Genomic DNA, 20,808 nt, shown 5'->3' on the forward strand with positions numbered 1-20,808 from the left:
TATTATCGATGATGTCGATGACGGTGGTCATGGCACCATCGAGATCAGCCTCATGGATCATCCGTCCAACAATTACGATTATTTCCTGCTGGTCAATCGCCGCTGCTCCAGCGATAACAATGGGACGCCTGCGCCAGCGCAGACCATCACTGTTCGCACCAATAAATCAGGGCAATACCAAATTCGGGATTTATATTCTGGGGAGTTGTTTGTTACCAGCAATGGCTATTTCCGCAATATCACCATTGGCCCTGGCAGAGGGCGATTATTTGAATTGCGTCCCATGTTTGCGGCCAATGAGACCTGGGATACGGATACGGTCAATGTGTCCAGCAGCATCACCGTGCCGTCGGGAAAGACGTTGACAATTGCTCCCAATAGCACAGTGAAATTTTATACTGGTCAATATCTTCTTGTGCAAGGCAAGTTGGTTGCCAATGGGACGGCCAGCCAGCACATTAAATTTACCGCAGCGGCAGCAGCCAATCCTACCCGTGGAAGCTTCGATAATCCCCCTATCTCCTGTTAAGACACCAGAATTTCTCCATTCAAAATTTGCCTCGGGTCATCATAAATTTTATCCAGATTCAAATGAATTAAAAGGATGTTTTGCTCTTAGGAACAGCTTGAATGCAAGCTCCGGTCAAGCCGATGGTAGAATTTCGCTCTCGGCTTCCTGATGAGATTCATCTGTCCTTTGAGATTCAGGTGCTGCGAGCTGCACAATCTGTATGGTGTTTGGAGAGATCAATCTGCTGCCTATCGAATGGAGAATTGGAATGATCGCGATGAAAATGGCAGCGCAGTGGCTTCGGACGTGTATTTTTATGCCATCAGCGCCGGGGAGTTTCGGCAGGTGAGGAAGATGGTGTTAGTTCGGTAAATGTTTTGAAGCCAGCGTTCCTAAACCTGGGAGGTTTAGGAACGCTTAATTAGAAATAATTTTTCCTTGACAATCACCAAAAAATTGTTATATTAGTGTCAAATAAATTTGGCTCCCCTTTAAACCGATCCAGAGAGAAGGGAAAGGGGCGTTTTGATAGAAGTGCCTTCATGCGCCCTGAGAAGGCTTTTTTTATGTCTAAAAACGGAAACGGCATGGAACGAAAGGTCAAAGCGAAAATCATCGATGAAATCGGGTTAAAACGGACTATCACGCGATTGGCGCATGAGATTTTGGAGCGGAATCGGGGGGCTGAGAATTTGGTCATTGTTGGCATTCGGACCCGAGGGGTATATCTGGCACAACGGATCATCAATGAAATTGCGAAAATCGAGGGACGGCAACTGCCGTTGGGGGTCTTGGATATTACCATGTATCGCGATGATTTTCGCCAACGGCTGAGACACCCTGTGGTGCAGCAGACCGATATTCCGTTCGATATTTATGACAAAAATGTGGTGCTGGTCGATGATGTCCTTTATACAGGTCGAACCACCCGGGCGGCGCTGGAGGCACTGATGTCTTTCGGCCGACCAGCGAGGATCCAATTGGCAGTGCTGGTCGATCGCGGTCATCGTGAGCTGCCGATCAAGCCGGATTACGTCGGGAAAAACATCCCCACCTCGATCGGCGAAGAGGTACAAGTGAAAATGCGAGAAATCGACGATGAGGATTGTGTCTTGCTGGTAGAGAGCCCAGCGGGTACGAATGAGCTGAACAAAATATGAGGTAAAAGAGCAACGACGTGGTTTTCAAACGAAAACATCTGTTAGGGCTGGAAGACGTTTCGGCAGAGGAGATCAAATTGATCCTGGATACCGCAACGTCTTTCAAGGAAGTTTTGGAGCGCCCTATCCCCAAAGTGCCAACCCTAAGGGGCAAGACGATTGTGAATTTATTTTATGAGCCATCCACCCGCACCCGCATTTCATTTGAGCTTGCCGAAAAAAGATTATCCGCCGATACCATCAATTTTTCCACCAGCACCTCATCCGTAAAAAAAGGCGAGAGCTTGCGCGATACAGCCCAAAATATTGAAGCGATGAAGGTAGATATGGTCGTAATTCGCCACTCGGCAGCCGGCGCGCCCCATTTTCTGACCCATTGGATCAAGGGCTCGGTGATCAATGCTGGCGATGGGATGCACGAGCATCCTACTCAGGCATTGCTGGACATGATGACCCTGCGGGAAATTTATGGCGAGCTGAAAGGATTGCGCGTCGCAATTGTGGGGGATATTCTGCATTCGCGCGTTGCTCGCTCCAATATTTTTGGTCTAACAACCATGGGCGCCGAAGTGGTTATTTGCGGCCCAGCTCCATTGATCCCTATCGAAGCCGAACGATGGCCGGTAAAAATCCTTTACAGTGTGGATCATGCCATCAGTTGGGCCGATGTGATTATGGTGCTGCGCATCCAATTGGAGCGTCAAACAGCGAACTTCTTCCCTTCACTTCGGGAGTATCACAACTATTTCGGCATCACGCGGGAGCGGCTGGTAAAAGCGAACAAGAAGGTCACTCTCATGCACCCGGGGCCAATCAATCGTGGAGTGGAACTCGACAGCGATCTGGCTGATGATCCAGAATTCTCAGTGATTCTCAATCAGGTGACCAACGGTGTGGCAGTTCGAATGGCAATTCTGTATTTGTTGAGTGGGGAGATGGGGAAATAGGCAGTGAATATTAATCAGTGATCAGTAATCAGTGATCAGTAAGCAGTGATCAGTAAGCAGTAAGCAGTGTTTCGTCATATCCTATATTAGGGCTATGGGTTGATGCGATCATGTGTGAGCAAAGGCGCTCGTTGAGGGATACATTTTTTGATCTGCTGAATTTAATTTAGCACCTGAGGATGATCAATCACAACCGGGCATCCCCAAATTATTGCTTTGAACTTCAATTTGGTTATGAATTCTATGAGAGAAATACTTACCACCAGTCATGCATCGGGAAGCGCCATTGGAAGGGCTGGATTGCGATCGGCTCAGAAAATTTTGTTGCGCCGCGGCCAAATCATTGATGGAAGCGAGAAATACCAGGGCAGATTTGACCTTTTGATCATCGACGGAAAAATTGCAGATCTGCGTCCTGAAATTTCGCTTGCCAGCGATTTTGATGGTGAGATATTTGATCTGAGGGATAAACTGCTTTTCCCCGGCTTTCTTGATTTGCATGTTCATTTTCGTGAGCCTGGGCGAGAGGATGAAGAGACGTTACTCAGTGGCGCAGCAGCGGCCATGGCTGGTGGCTTTACTGGCGTGTGCACCATGCCCAATACCCAGCCAGTCACGGATTCTCGGGAGATTGTTGAATTTATCAGAGAAACGGTCAAGGGACATCTCATCACGGTTTATCCTGTGGCGGCGATCACGCGCGGGCAGCGGGGCGAGGAACTGGTCGAAATGGCCGAACTTGTCGAGGCTGGTGTGGTGGCGTTCTCGGATGACGGCAAATCGGTAGCCAATAGCTTGGTGCTCCGGCGTGCGCTGGAGTATGCCCGAATGTTCAATATCCCGATCATCGAGCATTGTGAAGATGCCGCGCTAGCTCAGGAGGGCGTGATGCATGAGGGCTTTGTTTCAACCAACCTTGGATTGCCTGGTATTCCTTCCATCGCAGAGGATGTGATCGTCGCGCGGGACATTATGCTGGCGGAATATACAAAAAGCAAGATCCATATCGCCCATATTTCAACCAAAGGGGCTGTCGAACTGGTGCGTCGCGCGAAAGACAAGGGTATCGCCGTTACGGCCGAGGCCACCCCACATCATTTTTCGCTAACTGATGAGATGGTGACATCGTTCGATGCAAACTTTAAAATGAACCCTCCGCTGCGGAGCAGGGAACATGTCCAAGCAATTATAGAAGGATTAAAAGATGGCACGATCGATGCCATTGCCACCGATCATGCGCCACACTCAATTGAAGAAAAAGAAACAGAGTTTGCCGCAGCGCCGTTCGGTATCATTGGTTTAGAAACAGCAATTGGCTTGATTATTGAGAAGCTGATAAAGCCCAAAATTTTAAATTGGCAGCAAATGGCGGCGAAATTGTGTCTCAATCCTCATAGGATTCTTGGGCTGCCCGAGCCGCAGATCGCGATCGGCCAACCAGCCAATTTGACTATCATCGATCCAGATGCCACATGGCTGGTCGATAAAACCAAATTCAAATCACGTTCGAGGAACACACCGTTCCATGGTTGGCGACTGTCGGGCAAGGTTTTGGGTGTGGTGAATAATGGGCATTGTTTTTTTCAATAACGATCGGTGTAAAAGTTATGATTGGCAATCTGCAGTCAGAAGGCAGTAATCAGTAATCAGTAATCAGTTATCAGTTATCAGTTATCAGTTATCAGCTATCAGTTATCAAATATTAGCATTGTTCATTTGATTTGCAAGGAAATGAATAGCGATGGACCGCGCTCAGATTCATTCCAGGCGTACTGAAAAGATCTCGCCATTCATCGTGATGGAAGTGTTGGAGCGAGCGCAGCAGATGGAACGCTGTGGGGAACATATCGTTCATCTTGAGGTTGGCGAACCAGATTTTGCGACGCCGAGCAAAATCGTGGAAGCTGGTCAAGCTGCTTTGGCACGGGGTGAAACCCACTATACCCATAGCCTTGGCATCTGGCCGCTGCGCGAAGCCATTGCGGAGTACTATTCGAAAAATTATAGCATCAAAGTCTCTCCAGATCAGGTGATCGTTACCTCTGGAACCTCACCTGCCCTGCTTTTGGTGTTGTCGGCCATTTTGAACCCCGGGGACGAAGTGATCTGTGCCAATCCCAGCTATGCGTGTTATAAAAATTTTATCGCCTATTTAAGTGCTCGCTTCCACCCAGTGAAGGTATATGAAGACGATGGTTTTCAGTTTCGGCCAGAACAGATTAAAGCCAAGATCACTCCAAAAACAAAAGCGATTCTGATCAATTCCCCCTCAAATCCTACGGGCAATCTGCTATCGGCTCAGGTCATGGAGCAGATCGCACATTTGGGGCCACTGGTCATATCAGATGAAATTTATCATGGCCTCGTCTATGGGGATCCGGCGCATTCCATTTTAGAGTTCTCATCAAACGCCGTGGTGTTGAATGGTTTTTCGAAGTTATTTGCTATGACTGGCTGGCGGCTCGGCTATTTAATTGTCCCACAAGCATTGGTGCGCCCGATTCAGAAATTGCAACAAAATTTCTTTATTTCGGCCAATGCTTTTGTGCAATGGGCTGGAGTTGCTGCGCTCACCGAATCGCATCCAGAGATCGAGACCATGGTCGCAACGTACGATCAGCGAAGAAAATTTATGATCGAACGACTCCGAGACCTCGGATTCAAGATTTCTGTTGAACCCACTGGAGCGTTTTATGTGTTCGCGAATGCCAAGCGATTTTGCTCCAACTCCTATGAATTTGCCTTTGAGCTATTAGAAAATGCCCACGTAGCAGTCACTCCAGGGATCGATTTCGGTACCAATGGGGAAGGCTTTTTGAGGTTTTCATATGCGAATTCGATCGATAATATCCAGCTTGGGGTCGAGCGAATCAAAAGATATTTGCAAACACGAGAAAAATGTATTGAATGAAAATTTTGCTTGACATTGTTTATTAGGATTAATAATTTTGCCGTTGCTTGAATATATCGCGGCCTATTGAATCTACCAAAAGGTCATTTGAATTTTTTTATTGGAGTTTGCAAATTTTAATACATCTGTAACATTAACCGTTTATCTTTGTTATCGCTTATTTGGTAACCATGAATCATTTCACGCGCACGAACTTCATAAAAGTAGATAACTTTTATTAATTCACCTATCACATTTAACCATCAATGGAGGGATTTTATGGAGAAAATGAAGTATCTGGTAAGCGTGATACTGCTGTTGTTCATTGTTCCTAACTTGGTTTGGTCGCAAGGTTTAACCACCGCTGCCATGAGCGGCTCGGTAACCAGCACCTCAGGGGAGCCGCTTGCTGGAGCGAACGTTGTTGCGATGCATGTTCCCAGCGGTGTGATTTTCGGAGCGGCCACCCGGAACGATGGCAATTTCAACATTACTGGTATGCGCGTTGGTGGTCCTTACACGGTCACCGTCTCGTACATTGGCTATAAGACCCAAAAGATCGAAAATGTCTACTTAAACTTGGGTCAGAACTTGCGCCTGGAGTTTAAACTGCCCGAGGAAGCCCTGGAAGTTGGCGCTCTGGAAGTCGTAGCAGAGCGCAACGCCATTCTAAGTGCTTCTCGAACCGGGGCAGCCACTTCGGTGAGCCGAGAAGCGATCATTACTCTGCCAACCATTACTGGTAGGATTGAGGATTTTGTCCGCTTGACGCCACAATATAACCCCAACGGCTCGGGCTATGGTTCATCCTTTGCTGGGCAAGACGGACGACTGAATAATATCACGGTAGACGGATCTTATTTCAACAATTCTTTCGGACTGGCCAGCCAGCCAGGCGACCGTACCGGTGTGGCGCCAATTTCATTAGAAGCGATCGAACAGCTTCAGGTGAACATTTCGCCTTACGACGTTCGCGAAGGTAACTTCGTCGGCGCTAATGTGAATACCGTAACCAAAAGCGGCACCAACGAATTCTCAGCGTCCATCTATGGGCAAACCCGAAATCAGGACTGGGTTGGGACCAAAGCTCGAGAAAATAAAGTTGATCCTGGGACATTCAAATATAATCGCTTTGGTGCGCGGGTAAGTGGCCCGATTCTCAAAAACAAATTATTTTTCTTCTTGAACTACGAAGGCGATAAGCTTACCCAACCAGGGACGACTTTCCGCGCAAATAGAGGCGGTGAAACTGTAGGTGGGAATATCACTCGTGTGTTGGCTTCGGATCTGGATGCGCTGAGCCAGTATCTCAAAACCAATTTTGGTTACGACACTGGCCCATATGAAGGCTACAATCACTATACCCCCGCCACCCGATTTATTGCCAAACTGGATTATAACCTCAATGAGCGAAATAAAATCAGCTTACGCTACAACCATCTCGATTCTGAAACGGATGTGCTGCTGTCAAATTCCTCTTCTCTTGGATTTGGCAACCGAAGAAGCAGCACCACGGGATTGAATTTCCAGAATTCCAATTACATCATCATGGAGAATATCCGCTCCATCGTTGGAGAATGGAACTCGATGATCGGGAAAAATATGGCCAACAACCTCATCGTTGGTTACACTTACAATGACGAAAGCCGAAAATCCCGCGGTTCTTTCTTCCCATTCGTGGACATCAAAGAAGGTGGCTCGGTCTACACCTCGTTCGGGTTTGAGCCATTCACACCCAATAATGAATTGCGCTATGGCAGCTATCAATTGCAGAATAATTTTATGCTCTATCTGCATCAGCATAGCTTGACCTTTGGCTTGAGCCTCGAGCGCTATCGCTCGGAAAACGTCTTCTTCCCTGGTTCGCAAAGCGTTTACGTCTATAACTCGCTGGCCGATTTCTATACAGATGCCAACGATTATTTAGCGAATCCCAATCGCACGGTTTCGCCGGTGACGCTGGAGCGATTCCAAGTGCGCTGGTCCAATATTCCTGGGCAAACCAAGCCGATTCAACCGCTCAAGGTCATTTACGCGGGTGTCTATGCTCAGGATGAATGGCAGGTCTCTAAAAACTTTCAAGTCACGGCTGGCTTGCGATTGGACGTCCCGTTCTTCGGCGATACTGGATACGAGAACTATAAAGCCGATGCACTGACCTTCATGGATGAGTATGGTAAGCCCGTCCAATATAAAACCAAAAAGCTGCCAGATCCGAATATTCTCTGGTCACCACGGCTGGGCTTCAACTTGGATATTACTGGTGATCGCTCCACCCAATTGCGCGGTGGCACCGGCATTTTCACTGGCCGACCCGCCTATGTGTGGATCTCCAACCAGATCGGCAACACTGGGGTGCTAACCGGCTTCGAGCGCAAGGATAAAACCACCGAACGACCGTTCCATCCTGATCCCAATCATTATAAGCCCAAGGATGTGACTGGTGAGCCGGCCAAGACCTATGAATTGGCATTGACCGATCCGAATTTCAAATTCCCACAAGTTTGGCGCAGCAACCTCGCGATTGATCAGCGACTGCCATTCGGATTCATCGGGACTGCCGAAATTATGTACAGTAAGGACGTGAATGGCATCTATTACATCAATGCCAATTTAAAAGCCCCAGACTCTAGATTTGTCGGACCGGATAGCCGCCCGCGCTGGACCTCCGGCAATAAGATCAATGCTGAGGTGGATAACGCCATTGTCTTGAAGAATCAGAACGTGGGCTATTTCTGGGATTTTACGGTAGCGTTAGAGCGGCCGTTCAGCCATGGTCTGTTCGCCAAAGCTGCCTATAGCTACGGCATTTCCAAGAACACCATAGATCCGGGTTCTATCGCTTTTGGTTCGTGGAATAATAATCCGCACTCTGGCGATCCCAATAATCCGGGCGTCTCCTTCGCTACTACCTCCCCTGGACATCGTGTGTTAGGCTCAATATCTTATCGCAAGGAATATTTTAATTTTGGCGCCACCACTTTCTCGCTTTTCCTCGATGGATATTCATTGGGAACGGCCAGTTATGTGTTTAGCGGCGACCTGAACGGCGATGGCGGCACGGCCAATGATCTCATTTACATCCACAAGGATAAATCTGAAATGAACTTTCAGACTTATACATCCGGGGGTGTGACATTCACTGCTGAACAGCAAGCCGACGCCTGGGAGGCATTCATTAAGCAGGATAAATATCTGAGCAAACATCGCGGTGAATACGCCGAGCGCAACGGCATTCAGTTGCCCATGGTGTTCCGCGCTGATTTCAGCATCACTCAGGATCTGTTCACCGATCTGTTCGAAAAGCGAAATAGCTTGCAATTCCGAATTAACTTTATGAACGTCACCAATTTGCTGAATAAGAATTGGGGCGTCGGACAACGGTTGGTCACTACTTCGCCATTGATCATTTCAGGCAGCCCTGCTGATGCCCAAGGCCGGCCAATTTATCGTCTGCGAAATATCGGCGGCAAACTCATCAGCAAATCTTACGAATACACCGCTGGCATTGCCGATGTGTTCAGGATCATGCTCAGCCTGAGATACAATTTCAACTAAAATCTTTTCAAATGAACTAAAAGCCGCTTCATCAATGAAGCGGCTTTTTTCTTTTTGAGAAGAGGGATTTTAGTTGTTGATTTTTGAAATTAATTTTTGTATATTTTTCGTCGCAATTGCATCGAGTCCTTAATAATCCTATCATGATAACATGAAAGCAAAATTTTGTCCTATTCTTGCATGCTTGCTTGGATTGCTTCATAGCCAACTTAACGGCCAAAATTTGGATCGTGTTCTCAAATTGATCTTCAAGTCAACGATTGACGATAATACCAAATATACGACGGTTGGCAATATAGGGCTAACCATTACCAATTTCGGCACGATCGGCGACGGCTTCGTCATCCAAACACCAGTAGACCAGCCCTCGTGCGAATATCCGAGAGGCTCTGGCATCGAGCATATGTTTGATGGCGGTCTCTGGGTGGCCGGCATCCGCGATGACGGAACGATCATGGCGACGACTGGGGCGATGGATATCCCATTTCTCATCGATATCGCCTCGGGATTTGAATTTACCAATTCTGCAGATCCGAACGATGTTGTCAAAGAGCGATCGTCTTTGGTCAATTCCCCTTTTTATCACCCCGAGGCGATCAGCCATCAGGATTTTATCTGCGATTACACCGATACCAACATTTATATACCAGAGTTGCAGAACGCTCGCATCCCCAACCATACGCCCATGGGAATTGTGGTCCATCAAGAAAGCTATGCCTGGAACTATCCCTTCGCCGATGATTTCGTGATTTTGAACTATACGATCAAAAATGTCAGTCGCCATACATTTTTCAATGTCTATATCGGCCTCTGGGCTGACTTGGTGGTCCGTAACGTCAATATCACTCCGCCTCGGATCGGCAGTGCTTTCTACTCCCACGTGGGCAATGGGTATAACGATTCGCTTCGCCTCGCCTACGCGTATGATTACGACGGTGACCCGGGTTTTACTGACCCAGGCTTATATGTCGGTTTGAAAATTCTGGGTGCTACTCCCCAGGCCAACGACACCAGCTATCGAGTTAATAGCATTTATAACGCCTGGTTGTTCCGCAACACGCAGGATCCGACCTTTTTCTCGCCCGCAGATGACATCAAACGATATCAAAAGATGTCGCAAGGCCTTCCCCCTGCTGGAATGGACATCATCAAAACCACGCCTGGGAACTATATGACGCTGATCTCAACGGGTCCATTCGCAAGATTTGATCCAGATTCATCCATTAATGTGGCCATTGCTGTTGTTTGTGGCCCTAAATACGGGCTGGAGCCGACGAAATTGGACACGCGAGAGAGCAAGACCTATTTTTATATTAATGCGGGTTGGGCGCAAACCGCCTACAATGGCGAAGATCGCAACGGCAATGGGATCCTGGACCCTTCAGAAGATCTAAATAACAACGGTATCTTAGATCCAGGTGAGGACCGCAATGGCAATGGGATATTGGACCTCGGTGAAGATATCAATGGAGATGGCAAGCTGACGCGATATGTTTTGCCCACTCCCCCATCGCCACCTAAATTTCGAGTCGTGCCGGGAGATCGGAAAGTGACCATCTATTGGTCGAATAACTCAGAACGCTCCAGAGACCTGATCACTGGGGAAAAAGATTTTGAGGGATATCGAATTTATCGGACCCAATTGGGGGAGGATCTGCCTGGCCGCGATCTGCTGAGTTCGCTCATTCTCATCGCCGATTTCGATTCCATCGACGGAATCGGCTATGATACCGGATTCAAATATATCCGGCTTGCGTCGGATTCTCTGGTATTTTTTGAAGACGAAATTTCCAATGGGGATACCTTGTTCTATCACTATCGTTTCGTCAATGACAATTTGCTGAATGGCTGGCAATATGCGTACGCGGTTACCGCTTATGATCGTGGGGATCCAGTGAATAGGCTGGAAAGCTTGGAAAGCAGTGCGTTGACCAGTATCGTCCGAGTGCTGCCTGGGACGCCCGCAGTTTCAGATCCATCGATAAAGCGATCAGTTTGGGTCTATCCGAATCCATATCGCGCCCATGCCGCCTGGGACGGAACATTGGAGCGCGATCGGAAGATCTATTTCTGCAATTTACCTCCATATTGTGAGGTTCGTATTTTCACGTTAGCCGGGGACTTAGTAGATAGATTTATTCATCAAAGCAATAGCTATGATGGCAATGACATCCAATGGTTTCAAAAGTTCGCTCGGGGCAAGACTATCTTTGCTGGTGGCGAGCATGCTTGGGATCTAGTGACTAAGGACGATCAAGCCATCGCGACTGGTCTTTATTTATTTACAGTGGAAGATTTGAACTCCGGCGAAATTCAAACTGGCAAATTTTTAGTGATCAAATAATCTTCAGCAACACAATTAAAGATATCTGCAAAATACGAAATTATCAAACTGTCTCTGTCATTTCTGCGGTTGGAAAAGTCCTCATGATCAGAAAACTGAGGAGATTCTCATCCCTCAGACAGCCGACAGTATGAGCATAGATGTTCAAAATTAAAATATCAGCCATAAGTCTTAACTTCAACATCAAGAGGAGATGGTGTCAATGAATAAAATTTTGCTACCACTTTTTCTGCTAATTCTGCTGCTGGTTTCATCGGCCGTTTTTGGTCAGACGATTGCCAGCTATGACACGGTTACCATCCATGATATCCAGTTCGTTCCTCCAGAATCATTAGCCGTTGGTCAAGATAATTCGCCATGGCTTGGCGACACAATAATTGTTGAGGGCATTATGGCCACTGGACCGCGGGATATCTGGATTGGGGCGCGCTGGTCCGCCATCATTGTGGATGAAAAAGGCGGGCCATGGAGCGGGCTCCAAGTAGTGCAAGAGGATACCACCCAACAAGGGACACTTTTTTCTGCGCTCAAAAAGGGCTATAAAGTCCGATTGACAGGCCGCGTGGCGGAGTTCTCTTACGTCGCTGGCCCTTCGCATACCGAAGTTTTTTTAATCGATAAACCTCCGATCCCGGTTGAATTATTAGGGTACGGTTACAAGATTCCAGAACCGACCTTGCTCACATGCGCTGATCTTGCACCAAAAGTGGGCGAGCCTTACGAAAATTGTTACGTCCGAATCGAGAATGCCACAGTCATCAATAATGCTGCACCAGGGAACCAGATGCTGATCGCTGATGCCACAGGGCAACTGATCGTGGATGACTGGGGGAAGGGCTTATATGACAGTCTTCGCAACGGTAGATACCGTTGGCCGGCCAATGGTACCATGATCAACATTAAAGGTTTTGTTCGCGAAGATCCCAATGGACTGGGCTATCAACTTGGGCCCATGAGCTCTGCGGATATCACCATTCTGACCAATCCGCCGCGCATTTCCAATGTGGTACGCCAACCCGCAGCCCCAACTTCCAACGATGATGTCCTTGTAACAGCAACCATCAAAGACATTGATGGAACAGTGGCCTATGCCAATATTCGCTACAAAGTGAATGATGGCGCTTGGCTCTTAGGTCGAATGACGCCCGCCGATACCATTTATACCGGCAAAATTCCAAAGCAACCGGATGGGAGCATGGTTCAATATTTCATCATCTCGGCAGACAACAATGGTCATCTATCCATGATGCCGGGGGACACATCCTCGAGCAAATACTTTTATGTGGTCCGCGACGGAGGATTGACAATTCGAGATTTGCAATGGACCCCATTTCGCAACGGCGTCTCCCCCTATGTGGGCTATCAAGTGACCGTCACTGGTGTGGTGACCGCCTCCCCAGATGATATTCTGGGTGACTATGTGATCCAGAATGGTCGGGAACCGTGGAGTGGAATTCTCGTCGATGATGCGGCTAATTTGCCGATGCGGGGCGATTCGGTTCGCGTGACGGGGACCGTGGTCGAATACTATAATTATACCACGCTTTCCTCGGTTACCGCATTCGAGATATTGAGCTCTGGCCATTATGTGGAGCCCCTTGTCTTGAAGACTGGTCAGGCCAGAGATGGTAGCCCCGAGGCTGAGAGCTATGAGGGAATGTTATTAGAATTCCACAACGTTACCGTGACCGATCCGTTCCCGGATCGACCGGCAAATTACGGGGAGATTGTCATCGATGATGGGAGCGGAGGGTATCGCGTGGGCGATGATTTTAGCATTGCTTATCGCGGGAATTTAGATTCCACATTCGCATTGGGAGATAAAATTGAGAAGATTATCGGCATCGGCAATTTCTCTTTCTACCATTACAAGCTCGATCCGCGCAATGAATCGGACATCATCGGCCATACCACGGGGATTAAACAAAAGCGAGTTAGTCACGAATTAATATATGATTTGAGCCAGAACTATCCGAATCCATTCAACCCAACGACCACGATCGCCTATCGAATTGGGAAAAAGGGAGCCGTGGAGTTGAGCATCTACAACGTGCTGGGGCAAAAAATCAAAACGCTGGTGGATGAAGTGAAACCGGCTGGCAATTACCAGGTCTCGTGGGATGGCACCAATCAACTGGGACAACTGGTTTCCAGCGGAATTTATTTCTACAGCCTAAAATCGGGCGAATTTATCAAGACCAATAAGATGGTGTTGTTACGATAACCAGCGCGCCACACCCACTGATGATAAAAAATATTCTACTGGTAAGGTCCAAATTGTTTGTCATCAGTGGGACTCCGGGCATCAAATTTAAATTCCGAAAATGATTACTGAATTGAGATCAAAAATGAAGTGGCGATTGATGCTGGTGGGATTGGGATTTCTGTTGGTTGTTAGCTCTTGCGGTCAACGGTTGACGGATCAGCCGCTTCCCAATCAACCACCGAATACCTATCTCACATTTTTTCCGGATAGCACATTGGCGACCACCACCAGCCGACAGGTATTGCATTGGTGGGGTGATGATCCAGATGGACGAGTGGTGAAATTTTTGTTGACCTGGAACACCAGTGTGCCAGTGCCGTCACAATTGATCCCGGCTGATCCGCCCCTAGGCTGGCAGGTCACCACTGCAACAAGCGATACCTTTTCGCTTAAATTTTTGCAACTCGATACGATCTACACTTTCCGCGTCAGCGCGGTTGATGATCAGGGCCTGGTCGATCCAACACCTGCAACCCAATCGTTTCCTGTTGCCAACAGTCGACCGCAAGTGGAATTTGTCCCTGGTACAGAAATTCCAGAGACGACCTTTACAGTTGCCTCGTTTTACTGGAAGGGGACTGATCTCGATGGTGATGAAACGATCGCTTTCTATGAATATGTGCTCGATGACACGAATGGGACGTGGAACTCGGTGCCAGGATCCATGCCATTTGTGAATTTAAAATTGCCCGATGCCATAAGCAATGCCAATCATGTTTTCTATTTGCGCGCCATCGATATCGCTGGTGTCCCCAGCCCGATCGTCCGCATGCCTAAAAAGGAATTACAAATTTGGCACGTCAAGCGTCCTACTGGAAAGATTCTTCTCATCGACGACTATGAGGTGGTCGATGCCGATGAGGTGCTCTATCAGCAAACGCTCGATAGTTTGGGACTGCCATATTCGCTCTGGAACATCAAGCTCAATCGGGACAAGGACAATCGTTATGATCTGATGCCAAGTTCGGTCGAAATGTTTGCCGAAACGATGTTGCTGTTCGATCGAATTATTTGGTACACCGATGCGAAACCGCATTTCGAAGCGGCGCAGATTGCGATCCCTCGGTACCTGAAAGAGGCCAATAAAAAAATCATTTTCTCCACCCAGTTCAAAGAGTTCTTCTCTCAACAGGGCGATCCACTGGAATTTTCACCAGTTGATAGCTTGGTGCCCAAATCGTTCGATGTTTTTCCTAATACCTTGTTGGAGCCAACGGAAAACAAACCCGGTTTTCCGATCTTAAAAGCCACCAAATGGATACCCTTTGTCAAAGAACTGGTGCCTAAGCCCAGCGCCAAGGTCATCTATCGACTGCAAGAGAATCCAGCGCTCTGGTCCGGGAAGCCGGTGATCGCCGTTTCCAATGCTGAAAACACGTTCTATTTCTTTGGTGTGCCATTCCATCAATTAAATGCGAACAAGAACTTGAAAAAGCTATTGGCGATCATCATAAAGGATGAATTTGGACTCCCATAATGAAATGTCTGATTGAATGCGAAACGCTTCGGCTACCGCAAACACTGAAGATGAAACTGATATCAAATTTTTTTCTGGGTTTTGATCCTAATCAGTAAGCTATACGACTGAGACATTATGATGGAGTATTTTTTAAGAGGGGCTTGAAGCTATTGCCAATTGTCCTTTGTAAAAAATGAACGTTTCCCTTTTATTAAGTTATCAGGATAAAAATGAACAGGAATATCAAAGTTGTGGTCTCCTTGCTTATAATGTTTGGAGCAGCACTGCTGATCAATCCAGAGCACCTCTGGTCGCAGAGCAAAGGGGCTATTAAAGGTAGGATCATTGATGCGGAGACTAAATCTGGCCTGCCCGGCGTGAACGTGCTGGTAAAAGGCACTTATTATGGGGCGGCAACTGATTTAGAGGGGAAATTTCTGATTCCAAGCCTCAATCCTGGAGATTATACGTTACAAATTTCGATGATCGGCTATACCATGGTTCAAAGGACTGGGGTTAGGGTCTTGGCTGGTCAAACCACGGAGCTAATGGTGGAATTGCAGCCGACTGTTTTAGCGCTCGGCCAGGAGGTAACGGTCATCGGTGAGCGTCCGCTGTTCAACATCGATGAAACGGCCACGCGGCGTACATTGACCAGCGGGGAACTGGAGAAAAGTACCCTGAAGAGCATCAGAGATATCGTTGCAGCGCAAGTGGGAGTAGTCAAATCTGACGATGAGATCCACATTCGCGGCGGCCGCTCGTACGAGAATGCCTTTTTATTAGATGGCATCTCGGTTCAGGATCCGTTGGCTGGCACTGGGTTTGGCTTACGTTTGAGCACGGATGCAATTCAGGAGATCGAGATTATCACTGGCGGATTTAACGCTGAATACGGTCAGGCCATGTCTGGCGTAGTCGATGTGAAGACCAAAGAAGGTGATCAGAATTTTCATGGTTCGATAAGCTATAAACGCGATCATTTGGGCAATTATGACCCAGATCTGCCGTTGATCGGGACCTTTAGCCGGCGCAGCCGATTTAGTTTTAATACCGATATTCTCGAGCTCAGCCTATATGGCCCGGAGCCGCTCAGTCACTATGTTCTGCCAGCGATCGGATTAAAGATTCCGGGCAAATTGTTTTTCTTCACTAACGGGCACATGAACATCAGCGATGATTTCACCAAGCGCGCCGCCCGACAACTCTACTCCTCTACCTTCTATGGGGAACGATTTGCCCCCCGCGAGATGAACAACTGGTCGGGCATGTACAAACTTACCTGGCGCATCGATCCTTCTCATAAGCTGATTGCGGCTTACAACCAATCCGTGTCCATCAACCAAAATACGCAATCATTGCAGACCAATCTGGAGTATGTGCCACCAGGACCAGGCTACCCATATGAGTATGAGAAGAACCTGGACAATTTCAATACCTTCACCCATTTCAACGACCAATTTAGCCTCCATTGGACCCAAACGATCAGTTCGCGAACGTTTTACGAGTTGAAATTATCTCGCTACTTTGCCAATTTGCGCAGCGATTGGCAGGGCAAGCATTGGAGCGAATATCAGGAGCCCAAGGACATCGTCACCCAGCCGGTGGAATACTTTTATTCCCCGGATAGCGCCAGCATCTATGTCATCCCTGGAGATGGTTTTTGGGATTATGGCAATTCCACCACCTGGCACGATCATTATGTCGAAGATTATACCCTGAAATTCGATATTTCCAGCCATCGCAGCGATCGACATAAAATGAAAGCTGGCCTTGAGATGACTTATCGGGAGATGCAATTGATCGATATCTATCGCCCCTGGTTCGGCGAGCTGGGATTGAACAACGACATCTATCGCGTTCACCCCAACTTCGGCGCAGCCTATATTCAAGACAATATCACCTTTCGAGGTCTGATTGCCAATCTTGGTATGCGGTTCGATTATTGGTTCCCTGGGGAATATGTGGACAAAGCCATTGAGGATCCAGAAATTGTCACTATTTCTGACGCCACCCGGATCAATTACAAGCGGGATACTTATAGCCTGTTCGGCCATCGTTTCAAAGCGCGGCTCAGCCCAAGGATCGGTGTATCCCATCCTATTACGGATAATCAGATGCTATTCTTTTCGTATGGCCATTTTTCCAAGCTGCCTCGGCCACAGTTCGTCTACGCCAAGCTGGGTAAATTCAGCGCAAAATCCACCTTTCAAAAATTTGGCAACCCGAATCTCAATCCCGAGACCACCGTTGCTTACGAACTGGGACTGAAGCACAAATTCACCGAGAACGACGTATTTACGATCACCGCGTACTATCGGGATATTTTCGATTACGTCACCACCGTTTCGTTTCAGGGCACCGGTCGATTGGCAGGACGTTCGTTTATTACCTATATGAATCTCGATTATTCCCGCGCACGTGGGATTGAGTTAGAATATAAAAAGCGCGCTGGGAGATTCTTCACTGGTTCCTTCAGTTTCTCTTATTCCATCGCCACGGGAAAAAGCTCTTCACCAGATGATGCGCTGCTGGTCGCGAAGGGCAGCCTGGAAGAGAAACCGATCACCGAAAATTATTTAATCTGGGATCGGCCGTTTCAAGGAAACGCCAGCATCAATCTGTTCATCCCTAATAAAAAAGCGCCCAAAATCTGGGGAATCAAACTTCCCGATGATTGGAACCTTAATTTTCGATTATATACACAATCGGGAAAAAGATACACCCCAGCTTATTTCACTGGCAATTATATCAAGTCGGGGACAAAGCTGCGGCCAGAATATCGCACTGATGTCGACAATCCATATAGCAAAGTAGCTCAGTATTGGATGTGGGTGGACCTGAACTTTGAAAAATATTTCAAGATCGCTGGCATCAATTGGACGTTCTCGATTGAAGTGCTCAATCTGTTCAATCAAAAGAACTCGAATATCATTAATCCAGTTACTGGTCGCGCCTATGAATATGGCGATCCCACGCCCAATAGCTGGAACGATCCGCTTTATCCTGACGTGCAGGCACCGCTGGATCCTTATCCTTTTAATCCAGCTCGGTATTTGAACCCAAGAAATGTGAAACTGGGGTTGAAAGTCCGATTTTAATCACTCGAGCAGTTAATCAATCAGAATCTTTTAAGTTGATTCTGTGGCGACGCTCGATAGCGAAGTGGAAAATTTGGTGCACCCATCGCTTTTCAGCGTCGAGCCTTGAATTAGATGGATGTTTCAAACTAAGGTGGCTTCGTTCTCAGGCATTATGAGTACGGTAGGTGTGAAAGCAGCCAAAATCTCCCTAGAATATTCAATGACCGCCTTTTATGTGAGCGAATTCACAAAAAGGCACTGGGAAAATCTTGGAAGAAGAATTTTATAGCAGAAGCAAAATCAATATTCATTTCAACAGATCTTAAGACGATTATGAAGCGCAAAACCATATTATTTAGCACCGGATTTCTATTCTTGCCTCTCTTCGTTGCCACAAGTTGGGGACAACTACTTCCCAATTTAGGTGGGCAGCGATCAGGGACGGCGGCCGTTCAGTTCCTAAAGATCGGCGTAGGCGCCAGGGCGATCGGCATGGGAGAATCATTCACCGCTGTAGCGAACGACGCCTCGGCGCTTTATTGGAATCCGGCTGGTATTGTGGAATTCAAAGATAATCAATTGCTGGTTTCGCATGTCAATTGGCTGGTCGATATTAAGCATGATTTCGTCGGCTACGTCCATCATTTGGACGGCACGAACTCGTTGGGAATTGGCGTGACCGCACTGTATATGGACGATATGATGGAGACGACCGAATATCATCCGGCGGGGACAGGCAATTATTTTTCGTTTGGCGACATTGGGATCAACCTCACTTACGGCCGAAAAATGACGGATCGCTTTAGCTTCGGTATCAGCTTTAAATATTTTCAGGAGACGTTAGCAGAGTTCAAGATGCACGGCGTAATGATCGACTTGGGAACATTCTATTGGACGGGCTTCGGCTCCAGCCGCTTTGCGGTGTGCATGTCCAATTTCGGCAATCAGGTCAAGCCAATTGGCAGCTTTATCAATCGAGACCAGCAGCGCATTTCAGAGTTCCAATCGTTCTCGCCGCCGACCATCTTTAAAGTGGGATTCGCGACCGAGCTTTACCAAACGAACCAGCATCGTCTCACCAGCGCGATTCAACTGAACCATCCCAATGATAATGCGGAAAACTTGAACTTGGGAATGGAATATAGCTGGCGAGAGTTTTTTTTCCTCCGCGCTGGTTATAAATTCAATGTGGACGAAGAAACCTTCAGCCTTGGAATGGGCTGCAAAATCCCATTGAAGATCATTGATCTATCAGTAGACCTGGCTTACTCTGATTTTGGCAGGTTAGGAAGCGTCAGCCGATTTTCCCTGCTGATTGGGTATCCATGATCGGTTCGCTTGTGCTCTGCTCGCCTTGTTGCTGGTTGATACTGATTCTGTCATTACATTTGAATCAATCATTCGATCCAAAATCATCTTATTGATAAAAATTTATGAAAACATATTCGACATTCATTTCATTATTCCTGATCATCATGCTTTCGGCTGTGGCTTATTTCTCTTGTGGTCAGAAATATCCATTACCACCTGCTCCGACGGATCAGAACGTTCTTCCTGGCGTTAGCGATACCACCTATATTCAGCAATATCCAAATTGGGAGCCAGGGACCGGATACGATTTTGCCTATCCCACGGATATTCTGTTGGGCAATGAGCCGTTCATCTATGTGGCTGATTCTGCGCACGATCGCATCGTGATGTTGGACCTGGCTGGGAACATCGTTGGTTACTCGCAGCCGATTCCAGGCCCAGTGGCTTTATCGCAGGACGGGCGGCTGAACTTAATCATCGTTAACAACACGAACAGGATTTACAAGATCAATCTTTTTGCAGCCCATCATAACATCGGGGCTGCTCCAGTGAGAAAAGTATATGAGGACGTCGATCACCCAAATCGCCGATTCTCAGCGGTGGCCGCTTGGCACGGCAGCGAAAGCGGCTCTGCATATCTAGAGCAATGGTATTATGTCACGGTCAATGGCCCAGAGAAGCGCGATAACGCTATTTACTATTTCGCGCCGAAAAACGATTCAATGGATCAGCTCATTGGCCCGATCAATATGGAGCCGAACGGAACTGGGATGTTCTCGGCCGCCAACCCCAGTGGCATTACAATTACCAAGTTCTTCAATTTTGCCACCAACTTCTTCGATTTTATCTTCGTTCAGACCGGCCAGAACTTTTATAAGGTGCAATGGATCACCACCAATGTTTATGGTTTTGCCATTAAATTAGATCCCTCTGTCAGTCGCACCGATATCTTTGCTCCGAACAAATTCGATCGACCGGAAGATGTGACCATTGATGAGCAGGGAAATATTTATGTCGTTGATGCAGGGCTGCATCGTTTGCTGAAATTCAATTCATCCGGTGTGGAAAGGCATTCTTTTGGCGCATTCGGCAATGGCGAAAAGCAGTTTCATCGCCCTATGGGAGTGGCATATTTCAATAAGACAGTCTATGTGGCGGATACTGGAAATCATCGGATCCTGAGATTTAAATTATCAACCGATATTTAGCGAGATGAAGCGAGGATGTTAATCTTCCTACCTGGCGGTTGATCGGCGTTGAGCGCAGCCATTGAATATCG

At 47.5% G+C, this 20,808-nt stretch carries 12 protein-coding genes; all 12 read left to right on the forward strand.

Annotated features, from left to right (window positions below):
• A partial coding sequence (locus ONB37_17285) for a hypothetical protein (GenBank protein MDZ7401914.1) occupies positions 1-529 on the forward strand: 529 nt, incomplete at its 5' end.
• 569 nt (positions 530-1,098) lie between these two features.
• The gene (gene pyrR, locus ONB37_17290) at positions 1,099-1,671 is read left to right on the forward strand and encodes a bifunctional pyr operon transcriptional regulator/uracil phosphoribosyltransferase PyrR (protein ID MDZ7401915.1); all 573 of its coding nucleotides are present in this window, start codon (positions 1,099-1,101) and stop codon (positions 1,669-1,671) included.
• 17 nt (positions 1,672-1,688) lie between these two features.
• Positions 1,689-2,618, forward strand: coding sequence for an aspartate carbamoyltransferase catalytic subunit (locus tag ONB37_17295; protein MDZ7401916.1), 930 nt, complete (start codon positions 1,689-1,691; stop codon positions 2,616-2,618).
• Positions 2,619-2,861: 243 nt separating this feature from the next.
• Entirely contained in the window at positions 2,862-4,208 is a 1,347-nt protein-coding gene (locus ONB37_17300; protein ID MDZ7401917.1) for a dihydroorotase, read from the forward strand.
• Positions 4,209-4,359: 151 nt separating this feature from the next.
• Positions 4,360-5,529: a pyridoxal phosphate-dependent aminotransferase gene (locus tag ONB37_17305; GenBank protein ID MDZ7401918.1), complete on the forward strand. Its 1,170-nt coding sequence runs from the start codon at positions 4,360-4,362 to the stop codon at positions 5,527-5,529.
• A gap of 258 nt (positions 5,530-5,787) precedes the next feature.
• Complete coding sequence (locus ONB37_17310) at positions 5,788-9,066, forward strand: carboxypeptidase regulatory-like domain-containing protein (protein ID MDZ7401919.1); 3,279 nt, start codon at positions 5,788-5,790, stop codon at positions 9,064-9,066.
• A 151-nt stretch (positions 9,067-9,217) separates the two neighbouring features.
• Positions 9,218-11,410: a hypothetical protein gene (locus ONB37_17315; protein MDZ7401920.1), complete on the forward strand. Its 2,193-nt coding sequence runs from the start codon at positions 9,218-9,220 to the stop codon at positions 11,408-11,410.
• 202 nt (positions 11,411-11,612) lie between these two features.
• Positions 11,613-13,634, forward strand: a complete 2,022-nt coding sequence (locus ONB37_17320; GenBank protein ID MDZ7401921.1) for a T9SS type A sorting domain-containing protein — start codon at positions 11,613-11,615, stop codon at positions 13,632-13,634.
• Positions 13,635-13,758: 124 nt separating this feature from the next.
• Positions 13,759-15,153, forward strand: a complete 1,395-nt coding sequence (locus tag ONB37_17325; GenBank protein MDZ7401922.1) for a hypothetical protein — start codon at positions 13,759-13,761, stop codon at positions 15,151-15,153.
• 212 nt (positions 15,154-15,365) lie between these two features.
• Positions 15,366-18,236: a TonB-dependent receptor gene (locus ONB37_17330; protein ID MDZ7401923.1), complete on the forward strand. Its 2,871-nt coding sequence runs from the start codon at positions 15,366-15,368 to the stop codon at positions 18,234-18,236.
• Positions 18,237-18,551: 315 nt separating this feature from the next.
• Positions 18,552-19,547, forward strand: coding sequence for a PorV/PorQ family protein (locus tag ONB37_17335; GenBank protein MDZ7401924.1), 996 nt, complete (start codon positions 18,552-18,554; stop codon positions 19,545-19,547).
• A gap of 104 nt (positions 19,548-19,651) precedes the next feature.
• Complete coding sequence (locus ONB37_17340; GenBank protein ID MDZ7401925.1) at positions 19,652-20,737, forward strand: hypothetical protein; 1,086 nt, start codon at positions 19,652-19,654, stop codon at positions 20,735-20,737.
• The last annotated feature ends 71 nt before the right edge of the window (positions 20,738-20,808 follow it).

The sequence above is a fragment of the candidate division KSB1 bacterium genome (genome assembly GCA_034506395.1).
GTDB lineage: Bacteria > Zhuqueibacterota > Zhuqueibacteria > Thermofontimicrobiales > Thermofontimicrobiaceae > Thermofontimicrobium.